18 protein-coding genes, 1 tRNA gene and 1 pseudogene are annotated in these 15,529 nt (G+C 68.5%); 10 read left to right on the top strand and 10 right to left on the bottom strand.

The window, feature by feature from the left end:
- Window positions 1–24: 24 nt before the first annotated feature.
- Entirely contained in the window at window positions 25–759 is a 735-nt protein-coding gene (locus TY51_RS16145; protein WP_042251341.1) for an SseB family protein, read from the bottom strand.
- Between the two features lie 204 nt (window positions 760–963).
- On the opposite strand from TY51_RS16145, the gene TY51_RS16140 reads away from it, so the two are divergent.
- Window positions 964–1,869 (top strand): serine hydrolase, encoded by a 906-nt coding sequence (locus TY51_RS16140; protein ID WP_081995164.1) that lies wholly within the window; start codon window positions 964–966, stop codon window positions 1,867–1,869.
- 17 nt (window positions 1,870–1,886) lie between these two features.
- On the opposite strand, the gene TY51_RS16135 is transcribed toward TY51_RS16140, so the two are convergent.
- Window positions 1,887–2,336 carry an outer membrane protein assembly factor BamE gene (locus tag TY51_RS16135; protein WP_042251340.1) on the bottom strand — a complete coding sequence of 150 codons (450 nt, stop codon included), beginning with the start codon at window positions 2,334–2,336 and terminating at the stop codon, window positions 1,887–1,889.
- Between the two features lie 123 nt (window positions 2,337–2,459).
- Here TY51_RS16135 and TY51_RS16130 point away from each other — a divergent pair, with 123 nt between their 5' ends.
- The 4 genes from TY51_RS16130 (at window position 2,460) to TY51_RS16115 (ending at window position 5,538) form a co-directional block, all read left to right on the top strand.
- Entirely contained in the window at window positions 2,460–2,993 is a 534-nt protein-coding gene (locus TY51_RS16130) for a DUF177 domain-containing protein (protein ID WP_042251339.1), read from the top strand.
- 241 nt (window positions 2,994–3,234) lie between these two features.
- The gene (gene rpmF / locus TY51_RS16125; protein WP_042251337.1) at window positions 3,235–3,441 is read left to right on the top strand and encodes a 50S ribosomal protein L32; all 207 of its coding nucleotides are present in this window, start codon (window positions 3,235–3,237) and stop codon (window positions 3,439–3,441) included.
- Between the two features lie 19 nt (window positions 3,442–3,460).
- A complete protein-coding gene (gene plsX, locus TY51_RS16120) occupies window positions 3,461–4,567 on the top strand; it encodes a phosphate acyltransferase PlsX (protein WP_042251335.1) in 1,107 nt (368 codons plus the stop codon).
- Window positions 4,564–5,538 (top strand): beta-ketoacyl-ACP synthase III, encoded by a 975-nt coding sequence (locus TY51_RS16115; protein ID WP_042251332.1) that lies wholly within the window; start codon window positions 4,564–4,566, stop codon window positions 5,536–5,538. Before plsX ends, TY51_RS16115 begins: the two co-directional genes overlap by 4 nt.
- A 1-nt stretch (window position 5,539) precedes the next feature.
- Here the strand turns inward: TY51_RS16115 and TY51_RS16110 are convergent, their stop codons facing one another.
- Window positions 5,540–5,827 (bottom strand): DksA/TraR family C4-type zinc finger protein, encoded by a 288-nt coding sequence (locus TY51_RS16110; RefSeq protein ID WP_373960725.1) that lies wholly within the window; start codon window positions 5,825–5,827, stop codon window positions 5,540–5,542.
- 173 nt (window positions 5,828–6,000) lie between these two features.
- Between TY51_RS16110 and ihfA the strand changes: the two genes are divergently transcribed.
- From ihfA to TY51_RS16090, 4 genes and pseudogenes are all read left to right on the top strand, one after another.
- Complete coding sequence (gene ihfA / locus TY51_RS16105) at window positions 6,001–6,303, top strand: integration host factor subunit alpha (RefSeq protein WP_042251331.1); 303 nt, start codon at window positions 6,001–6,003, stop codon at window positions 6,301–6,303.
- Window positions 6,304–6,318: 15 nt separating this feature from the next.
- Window positions 6,319–6,786, top strand: coding sequence for a MerR family transcriptional regulator (locus TY51_RS20465; protein ID WP_052650356.1), 468 nt, complete (start codon window positions 6,319–6,321; stop codon window positions 6,784–6,786).
- Between the two features lie 79 nt (window positions 6,787–6,865).
- Window positions 6,866–6,943, top strand: a tRNA-Pro gene (locus tag TY51_RS16095).
- A gap of 72 nt (window positions 6,944–7,015) precedes the next feature.
- Window positions 7,016–8,085: pseudogene (locus TY51_RS16090) on the top strand (2'-deoxycytidine 5'-triphosphate deaminase).
- Here TY51_RS16090 and TY51_RS16085 read toward each other — a convergent pair.
- From TY51_RS16085 to argS, 7 genes are all read right to left on the bottom strand, one after another.
- Entirely contained in the window at window positions 8,082–9,200 is a 1,119-nt protein-coding gene (locus tag TY51_RS16085) for a class I SAM-dependent RNA methyltransferase (protein ID WP_042251330.1), read from the bottom strand. The pseudogene TY51_RS16090 and the gene TY51_RS16085 sit on opposite strands and share 4 nt — an antisense overlap.
- Window positions 9,201–9,238: 38 nt before the next feature.
- Window positions 9,239–9,442, bottom strand: a complete 204-nt coding sequence (locus TY51_RS16080; protein ID WP_042251329.1) for a hypothetical protein — start codon at window positions 9,440–9,442, stop codon at window positions 9,239–9,241.
- A 3-nt stretch (window positions 9,443–9,445) separates the two neighbouring features.
- Window positions 9,446–10,084 carry an SMC-Scp complex subunit ScpB gene (gene scpB / locus TY51_RS16075; protein WP_042251328.1) on the bottom strand — a complete coding sequence of 213 codons (639 nt, stop codon included), beginning with the start codon at window positions 10,082–10,084 and terminating at the stop codon, window positions 9,446–9,448.
- A complete protein-coding gene (locus TY51_RS16070) occupies window positions 10,068–10,874 on the bottom strand; it encodes a ScpA family protein (RefSeq protein ID WP_042251325.1) in 807 nt (268 codons plus the stop codon). Before TY51_RS16070 ends, scpB begins: the two co-directional genes overlap by 17 nt.
- A gap of 49 nt (window positions 10,875–10,923) precedes the next feature.
- Window positions 10,924–11,901 carry a glycoside hydrolase family 3 protein gene (locus tag TY51_RS16065; RefSeq protein WP_042251346.1) on the bottom strand — a complete coding sequence of 326 codons (978 nt, stop codon included), beginning with the start codon at window positions 11,899–11,901 and terminating at the stop codon, window positions 10,924–10,926.
- Window positions 11,902–11,905: 4 nt separating this feature from the next.
- The gene (locus TY51_RS16060; RefSeq protein ID WP_081995162.1) at window positions 11,906–13,054 is read right to left on the bottom strand and encodes an SPOR domain-containing protein; all 1,149 of its coding nucleotides are present in this window, start codon (window positions 13,052–13,054) and stop codon (window positions 11,906–11,908) included.
- A gap of 73 nt (window positions 13,055–13,127) precedes the next feature.
- On the bottom strand, window positions 13,128–14,870 hold the full coding sequence (gene argS / locus TY51_RS16055; RefSeq protein WP_042251343.1) for an arginine--tRNA ligase: 1,743 nt from the start codon (window positions 14,868–14,870) through the stop codon (window positions 13,128–13,130).
- A gap of 270 nt (window positions 14,871–15,140) precedes the next feature.
- Here argS and TY51_RS16050 point away from each other — a divergent pair.
- The coding region (locus TY51_RS16050) for a DEAD/DEAH box helicase (RefSeq protein WP_042251322.1) at window positions 15,141–15,529 on the top strand (389 nt) is incomplete at its 3' end.

Below are 15,529 nucleotides of genomic sequence, written 5' to 3'. Positions count from 1 at the left end.
CCCAGTGCAACCGCACTTGCCCGTTCAGCGCAGGATCGGGGGGCCTTTCGGACGCGGTGCCGGTTCCTCGGGCTCGGGGGGCGTCAGGTCGAACAGCAGCGATCCCGCGGGGGGCGGCGCGTCGGAAAAGCTGATGTCGACGCCGCCGGGTTGGGCGGGCAGAAAGGCCAGCGCCTCGGCCAGCGCCTTGGCGATGGCGGGCTGGCGATCGACCGGCGCGCCGGCGATGACCAGCAGATGCGCGGCACCGTCCCCCGATGCACCGACCAGCGCCGCGCCTGCGACCAGACCGCGCAGGTCCGCCAGCCGTTCGGCCAGCGGATCGGCCAGCGCCTGCGCGACCTGCGCATCGGGCGCGGTCAGGCGCAGGCGGGCCTGGCCCTGTTCGGGCGACGCATCCAGCGCACCGGTCAGCCAATCCAGCATGCCGGTATCCAGCAGCATTTCCGACGGGTGCCCCGGATTGACCAGCAGCCCGGCACCGTCGGCATTCAGCAGCCCCGCCAGAACCCGCCCCGGCAGCGCCGCGTAAGCCACTGGATGGCCAAAGAAATCCGCCAGCCGATCCTCGGCGTCGCAGGCCAGCGCGACGCGAACCCCGTCCAGGTCGAAGATCTGCAGCTCGACCTGGTCGTGGATGGGTTCGCGCAGCAGGGCCACGGTCAGTTCCGTATCCGCCAGCCGCGACAGCATCCGCGCGCGCTGCGGCGCGTCCGCGTCGTGGAACGGGACGAGGGCAAGATCATCCAGCGCACTCATGGTCGGACCTTTCCGAAAGGGCTGGCCAAGCGGTAAAGCCCGCGCCGCGCCCACGCAAGCGTGATTGCCCATGGCCCACGCCCCGCCCCATATTGTGCGCATGAAAAGACGCGCCCTGATCCTGACCGCCGCCGCCCTGCCCCTGCTGGCAGCTCCCCGCACCGCCCGCGCCAGCCTGGCCCCCTGCTGTCGCAGGCGGGGTCGATGCCGCCGCTGCGCGCCATCGCCCTGTGGCAGGATGATGGTGCCCAAGGCGTCGAACTGGCCGCCCAAGGCTATCACGGCTTCACCCCGGACAGCCCCACGAACATCAAGTCGGCCTCGAAGTCGGTCGTGTCCGCACTGGCGGGCATTGCCATCGGGCGCGGCCTGCTGGAGGGCGCGGATCAGCCCATCGCCCCGCTGTTGCGCAGCGACCTGCCCGCATCGGCCGACCCGCGCCTGGCGCGCGTCACCTTGGGCAACCTGCTGTCGATGCAGGCCGGGCTGGAACGCCAGTCGGGGCAGAATTACGGCCGGTGGGTCAGCAGCCCGAACTGGGTGCGCAGCGCGCTTGCCGCGCCCTTCGTCCAGGACCCCGGCACGCGGATGCAGTATTCGACCGCCTCGACCCATCTGGTCGCGGCGATCCTGACCCGCGTCACCGGACAACCGTTGCTGGATGTCGCGCGCGACTGGCTGTCGCCCATTCCCGGGTTCCAGATCACCGGGTGGGACCGCGATCCCCAGGGCATCTATCTGGGCGGCAACCAGATGGCGATGAGCACCCGGTCCCTGCTGGCATTCGGCGCGATGTACGCACGCGGCGGGCAGGCGGGCGGGCGGCAGGTCGTTCCCGCCGCTTGGATCGACGAAAGCTGGCAGCGCCGCACCGCCAGCATCTTCAGCGGGCAGGGATACGGCTATGGCTGGTTCCTGGGCCGCATGGCCGGGCGGGATGTTCGCTACGGCTGGGGATATGGCGGGCAGATGGTCTATGTCTTTCCCGCGACGCGCCGTCAGCCGGCCCTGTCGATCGCGATGACATCGGACCCGGACCTGCCGTCGGGGCGCACCGGGCACCGCGACGACCTGCATCGGCTGGCCGATCAGTTGGCAGGCGCGGTCTAGGACCGCGCCCCGCCCTGTCACTCGATGAAGTCGCCGGCCTGGAAGTTGCCCAGGTTCCCCAGCAGTTGTCCGATGAACGAGATGTCGGTCACGCTGCCATCGGTCACGCGACGCGACAGGCTGACGACACGGCCGCGTTCAAGGCCGAAGGTCTCGACATTGCTGACCACGCCCGTGGGCGCGAAAGATATGGCGACGACCTTGCGGTCGATCTCTCTGGCGGCGGCGGGGCCGAAGCGGCTCCAGCGCGATCCGACATAGTACCAGCCGGACCCGGTCAGCAACCCCTGGGCCGACGGGCGACCGATCAGGCCGGGCAGGTCGTCCATCGTGGTCTGGCCCGGCACGACCTGCGCCAGTTCCAGATCGGGGGGGACGTATCCGTGGTTCCGTTCGATGGGTGCACAGGCGGCAAGCCCGAGGACAGCCAGAAACGCCAGTGTCATCAGGCTTCTGATGGCGGACATGGGCGGGTTCCCTCCTTGGGGCGGTTGACGCGGCCCGCCCTGCCTAGCAAACTCGGCCACCCTGCTCAAGAATATCAATCCTCGGGGTCACGCGCCCCGCGCCGCACCGAACAAAGGCCCGACATGATCACCCCCGAATCGCATCCGCAGCGGCTGCGCGTCGCGCATCTGAACCCGAACGCGCCGACGACCTTTCACCTGCGCCCCGACGACGGCGTGCGCAGCGCCCTGGCGGCCGAGCTGGGGCTGGACGCGCTGACGCGCCTGGACTTTCGCGGAACGCTGCGCGCGCATGGCACCGACAGCTGGCTGCTGACGGCCACGCTGGCCGCGCGCGTGACGCAACCTTGTGTCATCACCCTGAAACCCGTGCGCACCGACATATCCGAACCGGTGCGCATCCAGTTCTCTCCGCATGTGGCCGCCCCCGAAGGCGACGAGGCCGAGATGCCGGACGAGACGCTGGAACCCCTGGGCAACTTCATCGACCTGACCGCCATCATGGTCGAGGCGCTGTCGCTGGCCCTGCCCGCCTATCCGCGGGCCGCGGGTGCCAGCCTGCCCCAAGCCCCTGTCGCAGACGAAGAGGCCAGCGACACGCGCCGCCCCTTTGCCGGGCTGGACAAGCTGCTGGGCGGCAAGGACAGCGAATCCTGATCACCCCGGCGTGGCCATCGGGCCACAGGCGGGCGCGAAATGCGGCCGATCCCGCCGCCGGGGGGCGCAATCGGGGGCGGTTCGCGGCAAAGGGGGGCCATGTGCGGTGCGTTTGCGGCCGTCCCTTGGCCTTCGGGGCTTGCGGGCGCGGTCGTCATGGCGTATCTGCGCGGTTCATTTACGAATTCAAATCTGGTGTGATTGCGTTCTGGCGCCGCACCCTGACAACCGAGGTGGTGACATGGCTGTCCCTCAGAATCGCGTAACCCGGTCCAAGCGCAACATGCGCCGTGCGCATGATGCGCTGGTCGCGGGCAACCCGAACGAATGCTCCAACTGCGGCGAACTGAAGCGCCCGCATCACGTCTGCCCGTCCTGTGGCCACTACGCCGACCGCGAAGTGATCGCGAAGGCGAACGAGATCGACCTGGACGACGACGCGGCCTGATTCCGGCGCGTCCGTCCTGATGTCCGTCCCCTCCGCGAGCACACCGACACCGCGCGTCCCCGAAACCGGGGGCAGCGTGGTGATATCGGTTGACGCCATGGGTGGCGACCGCGGCCCCGCCGTCGTCGTCGCAGGCATGGCCGAAAGCGCCGAGAAGAACCCCGAGATCCGCTTTATCGTCCATGGCGACGAGGCAGAGCTTGCGGGTCTGATCGCGCGTCGCAAGGTGCTGGCCGGTCGCTGTGACATCCGCCATGCCGCCGGCGTGGTGACGATGCATGACAAGCCCAGCCAGGTCCTGCGCAAGGGCGAGGGCACCTCGATGTGGTCCACGCTGGAATCGGTCAAGGCCGGAGAGGCTCAGGTCGCCGTGTCCTGCGGGAACACTGGCGCGCTGATGGCGCTGTCGATGCTGCGCCTGCGCAAGCTGCCGGGCGTGAACCGTCCGGCCATTGCGTGCCTGTGGCCGTCGCGCAATCCCCAAGGGTTCAACATCATGCTGGACGTGGGCGCGGACATCCGTGCCGACGCGCATGACCTGCTGCAATATGCCCTGATGGGCGCGTCCTATGCGCGCAACGGCCTGGGCCTGCCCATGCCGCGCGTCGGCCTGCTGAACGTTGGCACCGAGGAGCACAAGGGCCGGGCCGAGCTGAAGCAGGCCCACGAAATGATCGAACAGGCGGCCCAGGGCAGCTATACCTATGTCGGCTTCGTCGAGGGCGGCGATCTGCCGTCAGACCGCGTGGATGTGATCGTCACCGATGGATTCACCGGCAATGTCGCCTTGAAGACCGGCGAAGGTACCGCCAAGCTGGTCGGTGATTTCCTCAAGGACGCCTTTTCAAATTCGATCATGTCCAAGTTTGCGGCCGTTCTGGCCATGACATCGCTGAAGCGCCTGCAGAAACGCATCGATCCGCGTCGCGTGAATGGCGGCATCTTCCTGGGCCTGAACGGCACGGTGGTGAAATCGCACGGTTCCGCCGATGCGACCGGCGTGTCCGCGGCCATCAAGCTGGCCTTCACCCTGGCCAAGTCGGGCTTCCAGGATCGTCTGGCCGCCCGCGTGGCCCAAGGTGCCGCGGCATCCGCCAGCGCCACCGAGACAGGAGCATCGTCGTGACGCGTCGTTCGGTCATCTGCGGCACCGGGCATTACCTGCCCGAACGCATCGTCGAGAACAGCTGGTTCGAGGGCAAGCTGGACACCACCGACGAATGGATCCGGTCCCGCACCGGGATCGAGCGTCGCCATTTCGCGGCCGAAGGCCAGAACACCAGCGACCTGGCGATCCGCGCCGCCAAGGTTGCGTTGGACCGCGCCGGCCTGACGGCCGCCGACATCGACGGCATCGTGTTGGCGACCTCGACCCCCGATTTCACCTTTCCGGCTGTTGCGACCATGGTCCAGGCCGGCCTGGGCATGAAACACGGCTTTGCCTATGACGTTCAGGCCGTCTGCGCAGGTTTCGTCTTTGCGCTGGCCAATGCCGACGCGATGATTCGCGCGGGCCAGGCCGACCGCATCCTGGTCATCGGGGCCGAGACCTTCTCGCGCATCATGGACTGGACCGACCGCGGTACCTGCGTGCTGTTCGGCGACGGCGCCGGAGCCGTCGTCCTGCAGGCGCAGGAGGGCGCGGGCACCAGCGACGATCGCGGCATTCTGGCCAGCGACCTGAACAGCGACGGCACCTATCGCGACCTGCTGTATGTCGACGGCGGCGTGTCCTCGACTGGGACGGCCGGTCAACTGCGCATGCAGGGCAACCTGGTCTTCCGCCACGCGGTCGAAAAGCTGGCCAAGACGGCGCATACCGCGCTGGACCGTGCCGGGCTGACGCCTGCCGATGTGGACTGGCTGGTCCCGCATCAGGCGAACATGCGCATCATCACCGCTACCGCGCAAAAGATGCACCTGCCGCTGGAAAAGGTCGTCCTGACCGTGGCAGATCACGGCAACACCTCGGCCGCATCGATCCCGCTGGCCCTGTCGGTGGCCGATGGTCAGGGGCGGTTCAAGCCGGGCCAGGTCCTGGTGACCGAAGCGATCGGCGGCGGACTCAGCTGGGGCGCCGTCGTCCTGCGCTGGTAGGCTATTTCAACAACGCATCCTTGCTGGCGCGGCGGTTCATGCCGCCCGCAGGCCGTCGCGCGCGGTCATGCCTGGACTGGCACGCCACGCACAGCTGCACCCCCGGCTGCGCCGCGCGGCGCGCCTCGGGGATCGGTTCGTCGCATTCCGCGCAGAAGCGCGCGCTGTCGCCGGCCCGAGGGCGTGACGCTGCAAGTCGGGCGCGGGCGATCGCCTCGGCCGTGCTGACGTCGATCTGGTCGTTCACCGCGTCGTCGCGGGCCCATCCGCCTGCCATCATGTTCTCCATCGGTGTTTCCCGTCTCCAACAGATGGGAAGCGTCACGCCCGAATCAATTGCCGGGCCGCGCTCAATTTCCCACACGCGCGTGACAAGTATCGGGCGGGGAACGATTTCCCCGCGGGGCTCGTTGACAGCCATGGGAATTCGAACCATCCTTCCCGCATTCAAGAGGATCAACCATGGGCGACAAGACCTTGACCCGGATGGACTTGGCCGAAGCGGTTTTCCGTGACGTCGGCCTTTCCCGTCACGAATCGGCACAGCTGGTCGAGAGCGTACTGGACCACATCTCGGACGCGCTGGTGCAGGGGGAGCAGGTGAAGATCTCGTCCTTCGGCACCTTTTCGGTGCGCGACAAGAACGAGCGGATCGGCCGCAACCCCAAGACCGGCGAGGAAGTGCCCATCACGCCCCGCCGCGTGCTGTCCTTTCGGCCCTCGCACCTGATGAAGGATCGCGTGGCGGCCGGAAACAAGCGATAGCGCTGGCCAGACCCCATGGCGAAGGGCGCAGAGGCATTCCGGTCGATCGGAGAGGTGGCGGCCCTGATCGGCGTGGCACCGCACGTCCTGCGCTATTGGGAGACGCAGTTTTCGGCCCTGAAACCGATGAAGCGTCCCGACGGCAGGCGCTATTACCGACCCGCTGATGTCGAGATGGCGGCGGGCATCTGCGCGTTGCTGCGTGACGACGGGCTGACGATTCGTGGCGCGATCCGGCAGATCGCCACCGATCGCGGTCAGTCGGTGCGCAAACGCGGGGTGCAGCAGCTGACCGCGCAACCCGAAACGCCGCCCCCTGCCCCGCCACAACCTGCGCCGATGCCTTTGCAACCCACCGTCTGGCTGGCGCGCCTCAGCGGCATGGCGCGTCATCTGCAACGCATTTCGCCGTCAGATCGCCGCTGGCCGCGGACCAAGCCGGCCGTCCTGCGGCTGGCGCAGGCCATGTTGAGCCTGTCCTGATCCCCGCGTGCGATTTGTCAAAGTTTTCCGCGCCCAGGCCCTTGTGCTGGCCTGCCGGATCGCTTTATAGCATGCGCGTCGGGCCGTGGCGCAGCCTGGTTAGCGCGTCCGTCTGGGGGGCGGAAGGCCGAGAGTTCGAATCTCTCCGGCCCGACCATTCCGAAAACGCCCATCCTTTCTCAAGGGTGGGCGTTTCCCTTATCCCCCACCCGCATCAGGGGTTTCCGACATGAATGGCGTTCTGCCCGACAGCGATATCCGCGACCTGATCGACCAAGGCGTCATCCGTGCCGATGCCCCCGTCACACCCGAACAGATCCAGCCCGCCAGCCTTGACCTGCGTCTTGGGCACACCGCCTATCGCCTGCGCGCCAGCTTTCTGGCCGGGCGCGGTCGGCGCATCGCGGACCGTCTGGCCGATTTCCAGATGCACCAGATGGACCTGTCAGACGGCGCCGTGCTGGAACGCGGCTGCGTCTACCTGATCCCGCTGCAGGAGCGAATCGCCCTGCCCGCGGGCATGTCCGCGGTCGCGAATGCCAAATCCTCGACCGGGCGGCTGGACCTGCTGACCCGGCTGGTGACCGATGACGGCACCGAATTCGACCGCCTGCCCGAGGGCTATGACGGACCGCTTTACGCCGAGATCTGTCCGCGCAGCTTTTCGGTGCTGGTGCGGCCCGGGATGCGCCTGAACCAGCTGCGCCTGCGGCAGGGCCAGGCGGTCCTGTCGGATGCCGACCTGACCGCCCTGCATGCGGATCAGCCGCTGGTGGGCGGCGCACCGGTGCTGATCGATCACGGTCTGGGGTTCTCGGTCGACCTGCGGCCTGCCGAGGGCGATCTGGTCGGCTATCGCGCCCGTCCGCATAGCGGGGTGATCGACCTAGACCGCATCGGCGCTATCCCGTGGCCGAATTCTGGGACGAACTGCGCACGACCGAGGGTCGGCTGATCCTGGACCCCGGTGCGTTCTATATCCTGGTCAGCCGCGAATCGGTCGCGATCCCCGCGGACTACGCCGCCGAGATGGCCCCCTATCTGGCGATGGTGGGCGAATTCCGGGTCCATTACGCGGGCTTTTTCGACCCCGGCTTTGGCATCGGCGATGAGGGCCACGGCGCGCGCGGCGTGCTGGAGGTGCGTTGCCACGAGGCGCCGTTCGTCCTGGAACACGGCCAGACCGTCGGCCGTCTGGTCTATGAGCGCATGAGCGCCCGCCCGCAGCGCCTGTATGGCGAGGGGATCCGGTCGAACTATCAGGGTCAGGGCCTGAAGCTGGCCAAGCAGTTCCGCTAAAGCGGCCCGGTCTGCCACAGGCGGACCTTCAGCCCACCATGCGCGACGATCGGACCGGGGGCCTTCCACGGCAGGGCGGTGGCCTTGGCCAGCCCGGCCTCGGACGTGACCATGCCGATGCGCCAGCCCTGGAACCGTTCGCGCAACACCGCGCCCATCTGGCCGTGCAGGCCGAACAGCGGGCCCTTGTTGCCGATCCGGGTGCCATAGGGCGGGTTTACGATCACGATGCCCGGCGGGCCTTCGGGTCGCTGCAGGTCGGTCACCTGCCCCGCCTGGAACCGCGTCGCGTCGGTCACGCCCGCGCGGACGGCGTTGGCCTCGCTCATGCGGATCGCGCCGGGGTCGCGGTCAAAGCCCAGGAACTGCACGGACAGATCACGCGACGCAGGGGCAGCGTTCATCTTGGCGAATGCGGCCGCGTCGTAATTCGCGAACCGCTGGAACGCAAAGCCGCGGCTGCGACCGGGCAGCAGGCCAAGCGCGATCTCGGCGGCCTCCAGCACGAAGGTGCCCGACCCGCACATCGGGTCCAGCACCGGCTGGCTGCCGTCAAAGCCCATCTCGGCCAGGAACATCGCGGCCATGGTCTCGCGCATGGGGGCCTTGGCGACGGCCTCCTTGTGACCGCGCTTGTGCAGCGATTCGCCCGTCGTATCCAAGCTGAACGTCACCAGGTCGTCCTCGATCCGCGCCTTGACGGTGATCGACGGGCCGCGATCCTCTGGCGTGGCCAGGGGGGCACCCAGTTCCTCGGTGATGGCGCGCTCGATCCGCTGCGTGGCCGCGCCCGCGTGATAGATCTTGGACGCCCGGCAGATGCTCTCGACCCGCACCGGCAGGTCGCGGGGCAGCAGGTCACCCCAAGGAAACTTGCGCGCGCGCTTGTCCAGCTGGGCCAGGTGCATCGCGCGGAACCCGCCGATGCGCGCCAGCACGCGGGTGGCGCCGCGCAGCATCAGGTTCGCGCGCCAGACGTCGGCCCACCCGCCTTGGATGGTGACGCCGCCGGGCTGGATCACGCCGGTCCAGCCGAGGGCCTTGGCCTCTGCCGCAAGCGGTGCCTCGAGGCCGGGGGTGGCGACCAGAAAGATCTCGAAAGGGGTGTTGTCCATCGCGCAGCCCTAGCGCGCGTCGCCGGGAAAGCCCAGCCTCAGCGACGCGTCAGCCGCGACAGGGTCCGCATCTTGCGCGCCAAGTCCTGCATCTGCGCATCGCTGCGCCGCGTACCGGGCACAGGCTTGCCCTGCCCCGCCTTGCCGCGCGACAGGCTGCCAAGGCCCTTGTTGATCCCCCAGCTCATCGCGCGGCGCGCGACAAGGCGGGTGAACATGCTGATCAGCTGATTGGCGTTCATCGATCACTCATCCTCGAACAACTCTTCGGGGTCGATATCGGGGTCCGCATCCCGGCCGACAAGGGGCAGGCCCAGACCATCGGCGGGCGGGCGCGATTCCAGCAGCCCCGCCGCCCGCAGTTCCGCAAGCCCTGGCAGGTCGCGCGCCGATTCCAGGCCGAAATGATCCAGAAACGCCTCGGTCACCACATAGGTCGCGGGACGACCGGGGGTCAGGCGACGGCGACCGACGCGCACCCATTCCATCTCGATCAGCTGATCCAGCGTGCCGCGGCTGAGGGTCACGCCCCGCACCTCCTCGATCTCGGTCCGGGTGACGGGCTGGTGATAGGCGATGATGGCCAGCGTCTCGATCGCGGCGCGCGACAGGCGGCGGGTGTCCACCGTCTCGGTCTGCATCAGAAAGGACAGGTCGGGCGCGGTCCGAAACGCGTGCCCGTCGCCGATGCGTTCCAGGACGACGCCGCGCCCCTGATAGGTGGCGCGCAGCAGGGCCAGGGCCTCGGCCGGGTCGCAGCCATGCGGCATGCGGGCGGCCAGGTCGCGCACCGTCATCGGCTGTGTGGCGGCGAACAGGATCGCCTCGACCATGCGGGCCTGTTCGTCCAGCGCGGGGGGCGGAAATTCAGCTGCAGTCGTCATGGGGCTTTTGCCGGTAATGGATGGGCGCGAAGGTCTCGGCCTGCCGTATCTCCAGCCGGCCCTGGCGCGCAAGCTCCAGCGAGGCGGCAAAGGTCGCGGCGGTGGCGCTGCGCCGTCGCTTGGGGTCGTTCGACCAGCCATCGGGCAGGAACACCGACAGGTCGGTCCACTGGCCGGTGAACCCGATCATCCGGCGCAGGCGGTCCAGCGCCTGTTCCATCGTGAAGATGTCGTGCCGGTCAAACGCATAGGGGCGGAATTCGTCCCGCGTCTTCAGCCGGGCATAGGCGCGCATCAGGTCGATCAGCCCCGCCTGCCACTGCGTCCGCCGGCTGCGCGCCACGGTTTCCGGCGCGCCGCGGGCGAACCGCGACAGGCCAAGCCGGTCGCGTCCCATCAGCTGCGCCGCAGCCTGCCGCATCGCGGCCAGACGCTCCAGCTGGAATGCCAGGTGGGCGGCCATGTCCTCGGCCGAGGGGCCCTCGGCCTCAGGGTCGGGGGGCAGAAGCAGGCGCGATTTCAGGAAAGCCAGCCAAGCGGCCATGACCAGATAGTCGGCCGCCAGCTCGATCCGCAAGGCACGTGCCTCCTCGACGAAGACCAGGTACTGTTCGGCCAGGTCCAGCACGCGGATCTTCAGCAGGTCCACCTTCTGCGTGCGCGCCAGCGTCAGCAGCAGGTCCAGCGGGCCCTCATAGCCGTCGACATCGACGATCAGCGCCTCGTCGGCGCGGCGCTGCGCGACATCGGGGTCGGCGACGGGCTGAAGATAGGGGACCTGTCTGGCCACGAAGCCTCCTTGGCGTGGGCGCAAAGGGTCGTGCCCGTGCGCCCGCCTGTCAAGCGCTCAGCACGCGCCACTGGTCGGTCAGGGCGGCGATGTCGACGGCCGCAGGCGGCAGGCGACGGGCCAGCGCGGCATCGGCGCGGCGCATGGCGTCACGCGTCATCGGGCCCGCGGCCTGCACCACCGGCGCCATCTGCGCGATCGTGCCGTTGCAATGCAGGACCAGGTCACAACCCGCCGCGATGGACGCGGTCGCGCGTTCGGCCTCGGTCCCCGACAGGGCGTTCATGGTGATGTCATCGGTCATCAGCAGCCCGTCGAACCCGATCCGGTCGCGGATCAGCCCGATCATCCGGCGCGATGCCGTGGCAGGTCCGTCATCCAGCGCCGGAAAGCGAATATGCGCGGTCATGCCCATCGGCAGATCGTTCAGCGCCCGGAACGGCGCGAAATCGACGGCGTCCAGCTCGGCCTCGGATGCGTCGACCACGGGCAGGCCGTGATGGCTGTCGACCTGCGCGCGGCCGTGGCCCGGCATGTGCTTGACCACCGGCAGGACTCCCGCCGCCAACAGCCCGTCGGCCGCGGCGCGGCCCAGTTCGGCTACGCGGTCCGGGTCGGTGCCCAGGCAACGGTTGCGCAGAAAGGGATGCGTCGCGTCCTGCGCCACGTCCAGCGTCGGCGCACAGTTCGAATCGATGCCCACCGCCCGCAATTCCTGGCCGATCAGGTGATAGTACAGCCACATCGCCTGCGGCCCGGCCTGCGCTTGGTCCAGCGGCGCGGGCCAGTCGGTCCAGTGCGGGGCGCGCAGGCGCTGCACGCGCCCGCCTTCCTGATCGATGGTGATGACGCAGTCGCGGCCCACGGCCTCGCGCAGTTGGGCTGTCAGGCGGCGCAGCTGGTCGGGCGCATCGACATTGCGCCCGAACAGGATGAAGCCCCAGGGGTCGGCGTCGCGAAAGAACGCGGCCTCGTTCGGGGTCAGTGTCAGACCGCCGATCCCGCCCAGAATGGTCGCGTTCTGCACGGCGTCAGCCGCCAAGCGCCAGGCAGTCGGTCCCCGACGATTGCAGCGCCGAACAGAACTGCCGCGCCTCGGACAACGAATCAAAGCCTGCGACCCGCAGCCGCCAGAAGGTGCGGCCGTTCGACTGGTGTTCCTGGATCACCGGCGACTTGCCGGAGAACAGGCCGCCATTGCGTCCGGCCAGCCGCTGCCATTCGCCATTGGCGATGGAATCGCTGTCGAACGCGCCGACCTGCACCACAGGGCCGCTGGCGCTGTTGGAGGCGACCGGGGCCGGGGTCGGTGCGGGGGCCGCTTCGGGGCGGTCGGGGGCCGGTGCGGGTGCTTCGGCCACGGCCGTCTGCGCGGCGGCGGCAGCCGGGGCTGCGGCGACGCGCGTTACGCGGGGGCGCGGCGTGGGCCGGACCGAGGCCACGACCACGCCGGGATTCGCCTCGGCCTGAGCCTGAGCCAGCGCCTCGGCGATGGCCGCAGATTGCGCCGGAAGGCCGTTCTCGTCGGTGACGACCTCGGTCACCGGGCCCTCGGTGGCGGGGGCGTCGATGATCGCGGCCTGGTTCACGGCCTGGTCGGCCAAGGCGCGTTCCGCGGCGGCGGCGGCCTTCGCGTCGGCCAAGGCGCGTGCCTCGCTGTCGGACAGCGGCACGATGGGTTCGCCCGCAAAGGTCAGCGGCGTTTCCGACGGGTTCGAGGGTTCGTGTGCCGTGGCACCCAGTTCGCCCATCGCCACGTCATCGGCGGACAGATCCACCGGTGCGGGCGCGATCGCCACCTGGTCGGTCGGCGACAGGACCTGCCCGCCGGCGACCGAATTCACGGCCAGCCCGGTGTGGTTGGTCAGCTGTCCGCCCGGCTCCTCGGCGGTGGTGCGGGCCTCGCCCTGAACCGCGCGGATGACGGGCACGCCCGACACGTCGCGCGACACCAGCTGCCAGCCCCAGGCCATCAGCCCGACCATCAGCGCCACCGACGCGACCGCACCCATGTAATGGGTGACCCGCGCCAGCCGCGCCGGCAGGCCGTCGGCCTGCACGGGGTGCTGTGCCTGACCGGCAGCCGCTGCGGGCTGTCCGTTCTGATCGTAAGAGAATTCGCGCTTCACCTTGTGACGCGAGAAAACGTAGCCGCCTTCGCGGAAGTCCATCACTGCCATGTTCGCCTGCCCGCCGGTTGTCCCGGATTAACTTTTGCCTGCTCTCAGCCTTCCCCGGCAGCGACGCTTTCAGTCAGCGCATTTCTTCCGCCGGAGTGACGCCAAGAATAGCGAGACCGGATGAAATAACAACGCCAACCGCCCGGACCAGCGCAATTTTTCCTTGGCTTGTGACCGCGTCGCCATCCTGGATGAATCGCAGCGACGTGTCGTCGTTGCCGCGATTCCACAGCGAATGCAGGTCAGAGGCCAGCTCGTACAGGAAGAACGCGACGCGATGGGGCTCGTGCGCGCGGGCCGCGTTTTCCACCAGGCGGGGCCATTCGGCGACCTTGCGGGCCAACTCCAGCTCTGCAGGGTGGGCCAGCACGGACAGATCGGCATCGGCCAGGGTCGAATCGTCGACCGCGATCCCTGCCTCGGCCGCACGGCGCAGCACCGAATGCACGCGGGCGCTGGCGTATTGGACGTACCAGACCGGGTTGTCCTTGGACTGTTCCAGCACGCGGGCAAAGTCGAAATCCAGCGCCGCGTCGTTCTTGCGCGTCAGCATGATGAAGCGGGTGACATCAGCCCCCGCCTCCTCGACTACGTCGCGCAGCGTCACGAAGGTGCCGGCGCGCTTGGACATCTTGAACGGCTCTCCGTTCTTGTACAGCTTGACCAGCTGGATCAGCTTGACGTCCAGGGGCACGCGGCCGTTCGACAGCGCCTTGACCGCCGCGTTCATGCGCTTGACATAGCCGCCGTGATCGGCGCCGAACACGTCGATCAGCTGATCGAAGCCGCGGTCGATCTTGTCCCAGTGATAGGCGATATCGGGCGCGAAATAGGTCCAGGCCCCGTCCGATTTCTGGATGGGCCGGTCCACGTCGTCACCATGCGCGGATGACCGGAACAACAGCTGTTCACGCGCCTCCCAGTCCTCGGGCAGCTTGCCCTTGGGGGGTTCCAGCACGCCGCGATAGATCAGGCCCTGCGCGTCCAGGCGCGCGATCGCGTCCTCGATCCGGCCGGTGCCGTACAGCGCCTTTTCGCTGGAATAGACGTCCATCTGCACGCCCAGGATCGCCAGGTCGCCGCGGATCTGTTCCATCATCGCCTGCGTGGCAAAGTCGCGGATATCCTCCAGCCAGTCGGATTCGGGGCGGTCCAGCAGACTGTCGCCGTACTTTGCCTTCAGCGCCTCTCCGACGGGGATCAGATAGTCGCCGGGATACAGCCCCTCGCGGATCTCGGGCTCCAGCCCGTTGGCCTCGCGATAGCGCTCATAGGCGGAGCGGGCCAGCACGTCGACCTGCGCGCCGCCGTCATTGATATAGTATTCGCGCGTCACGTCATGGCCGGAAAACGCCAGCAGCCGCGCCAGCGCGTCGCCGAAGACCGCCCCGCGCACATGGCCCACATGCATCGGACCCGTGGGGTTGGCGCTGACGAACTCGACGTTGACCTTGGCATCGGCGCCCAGGCTGGACCGACCGAATTCCGTGCCCGCCTGCAGGGCCGAGCGGATCACGCCCTGCCAGACGACCGGCGACAGGCGCAGGTTCAGAAAGCCGGGGCCCGCGACCTCGACCGCGGCAATGCGGGGGTCGGTCAGGCGCGCGGCCAGGCGGTCGGCGATCTCGCGGGGCTTCATGCCGGCGGGCTTGGCCAGCACCATCGCGGCATTGGTGGCCATGTCGCCATGCGCCGGATCGCGGGGCGGTTCGACCGTGACATTGGCGGTATCCAGGCCTGCGGGCAGCTCTCCTGCGGCGGCCATCTGGTCCAGCGCCTCGACGACGACGCCGCGCAAATCGGTGAAAAGGTTCATCATGGGCTTCCTGATTGACCATCGGGGGTTACCCTTTCGGGAGGGGAGAGGTCAACCGAAAGCCCCGCTTTGCACCCCCGCCGGCGGGACGGAACACGCAAAAGATTGACGCGGCAGCGCCTTTGGTCTACGCGATGCGGGCCTGCATCCGGCAGGTATCAAGGCGGGGCGTCCGTGTTTGCGTCCCAACTTAGCCGCCACTGCGCCAGACGGGCGCGCGGCTTGGAACGCATCGCGCCAGAACGGGCGCGGCTTAATGGAAAGCCCCGAATGACCAAGTTCTCTGATCTGAAGCTGGACCCCAAAGTGCTGCAGGCCGTGCTGGAAGCCGGCTACGAGACGCCGACGCCCATCCAGCAGGGGGCGATTCCGCCCGCGCTGGAAGGCCGCGACGTGCTGGGGATCGCGCAGACCGGAACCGGCAAGACTGCCAGCTTTACCCTGCCGATGATCACCCTTCTGGGTCGCGGACGCGCCCGCGCGCGCATGCCGCGCAGCCTGGTGCTGTGCCCGACCCGCGAACTGGCCGCCCAGGTGGCCGAGAATTTCGACACCTATGCCAAGCACACCCGCCTGACCAAGGCGCTGCTGATCGGCGGCGTCAGCTTTGGCGAACAGGACAAGCTGATCGACCGCGGCGTGGACGTGCTGATCGCGAC

This window comes from Paracoccus sp. PAMC 22219 (assembly GCF_000787695.1).
Taxonomy (GTDB): domain Bacteria; phylum Pseudomonadota; class Alphaproteobacteria; order Rhodobacterales; family Rhodobacteraceae; genus Paracoccus.
Note: the sequence above shows the minus strand (reverse complement) of the source record. Positions and strands in the feature narration are given on the sequence as shown.

Bases quoted from the DNA above. Each gene is read 5' to 3' on its own strand.
- ihfA (WP_042251331.1), top strand. From the start codon at position 6,001: ATGGGCGACAAGACCTTGACCCGGATGGACTTGGCCGAAGCGGTTTTC.
- TY51_RS16145 (WP_042251341.1), bottom strand. From the start codon at position 759: ATGAGTGCGCTGGATGATCTTGCCCTCGTCCCGTTCCACGACGCGGAC.
- rpmF (WP_042251337.1), top strand. From the start codon at position 3,235: ATGGCTGTCCCTCAGAATCGCGTAACCCGGTCCAAGCGCAACATGCGC.
- TY51_RS16060 (WP_081995162.1), bottom strand. From the start codon at position 13,054: ATGGCAGTGATGGACTTCCGCGAAGGCGGCTACGTTTTCTCGCGTCAC.
- TY51_RS16080 (WP_042251329.1), bottom strand. From the start codon at position 9,442: ATGAACGCCAATCAGCTGATCAGCATGTTCACCCGCCTTGTCGCGCGC.
- TY51_RS16130 (WP_042251339.1), top strand. From the start codon at position 2,460: ATGATCACCCCCGAATCGCATCCGCAGCGGCTGCGCGTCGCGCATCTG.
- TY51_RS16140 (WP_081995164.1), top strand. From the start codon at position 964: ATGCCGCCGCTGCGCGCCATCGCCCTGTGGCAGGATGATGGTGCCCAA.
- TY51_RS16135 (WP_042251340.1), bottom strand. From the start codon at position 2,336: ATGTCCGCCATCAGAAGCCTGATGACACTGGCGTTTCTGGCTGTCCTC.
- scpB (WP_042251328.1), bottom strand. From the start codon at position 10,084: ATGACGACTGCAGCTGAATTTCCGCCCCCCGCGCTGGACGAACAGGCC.
- TY51_RS16110 (WP_373960725.1), bottom strand. From the start codon at position 5,827: ATGGAGAACATGATGGCAGGCGGATGGGCCCGCGACGACGCGGTGAAC.
- TY51_RS20465 (WP_052650356.1), top strand. From the start codon at position 6,319: ATGGCGAAGGGCGCAGAGGCATTCCGGTCGATCGGAGAGGTGGCGGCC.
- TY51_RS16085 (WP_042251330.1), bottom strand. From the start codon at position 9,200: ATGGACAACACCCCTTTCGAGATCTTTCTGGTCGCCACCCCCGGCCTC.
- plsX (WP_042251335.1), top strand. From the start codon at position 3,461: ATGTCCGTCCCCTCCGCGAGCACACCGACACCGCGCGTCCCCGAAACC.
- argS (WP_042251343.1), bottom strand. From the start codon at position 14,870: ATGAACCTTTTCACCGATTTGCGCGGCGTCGTCGTCGAGGCGCTGGAC.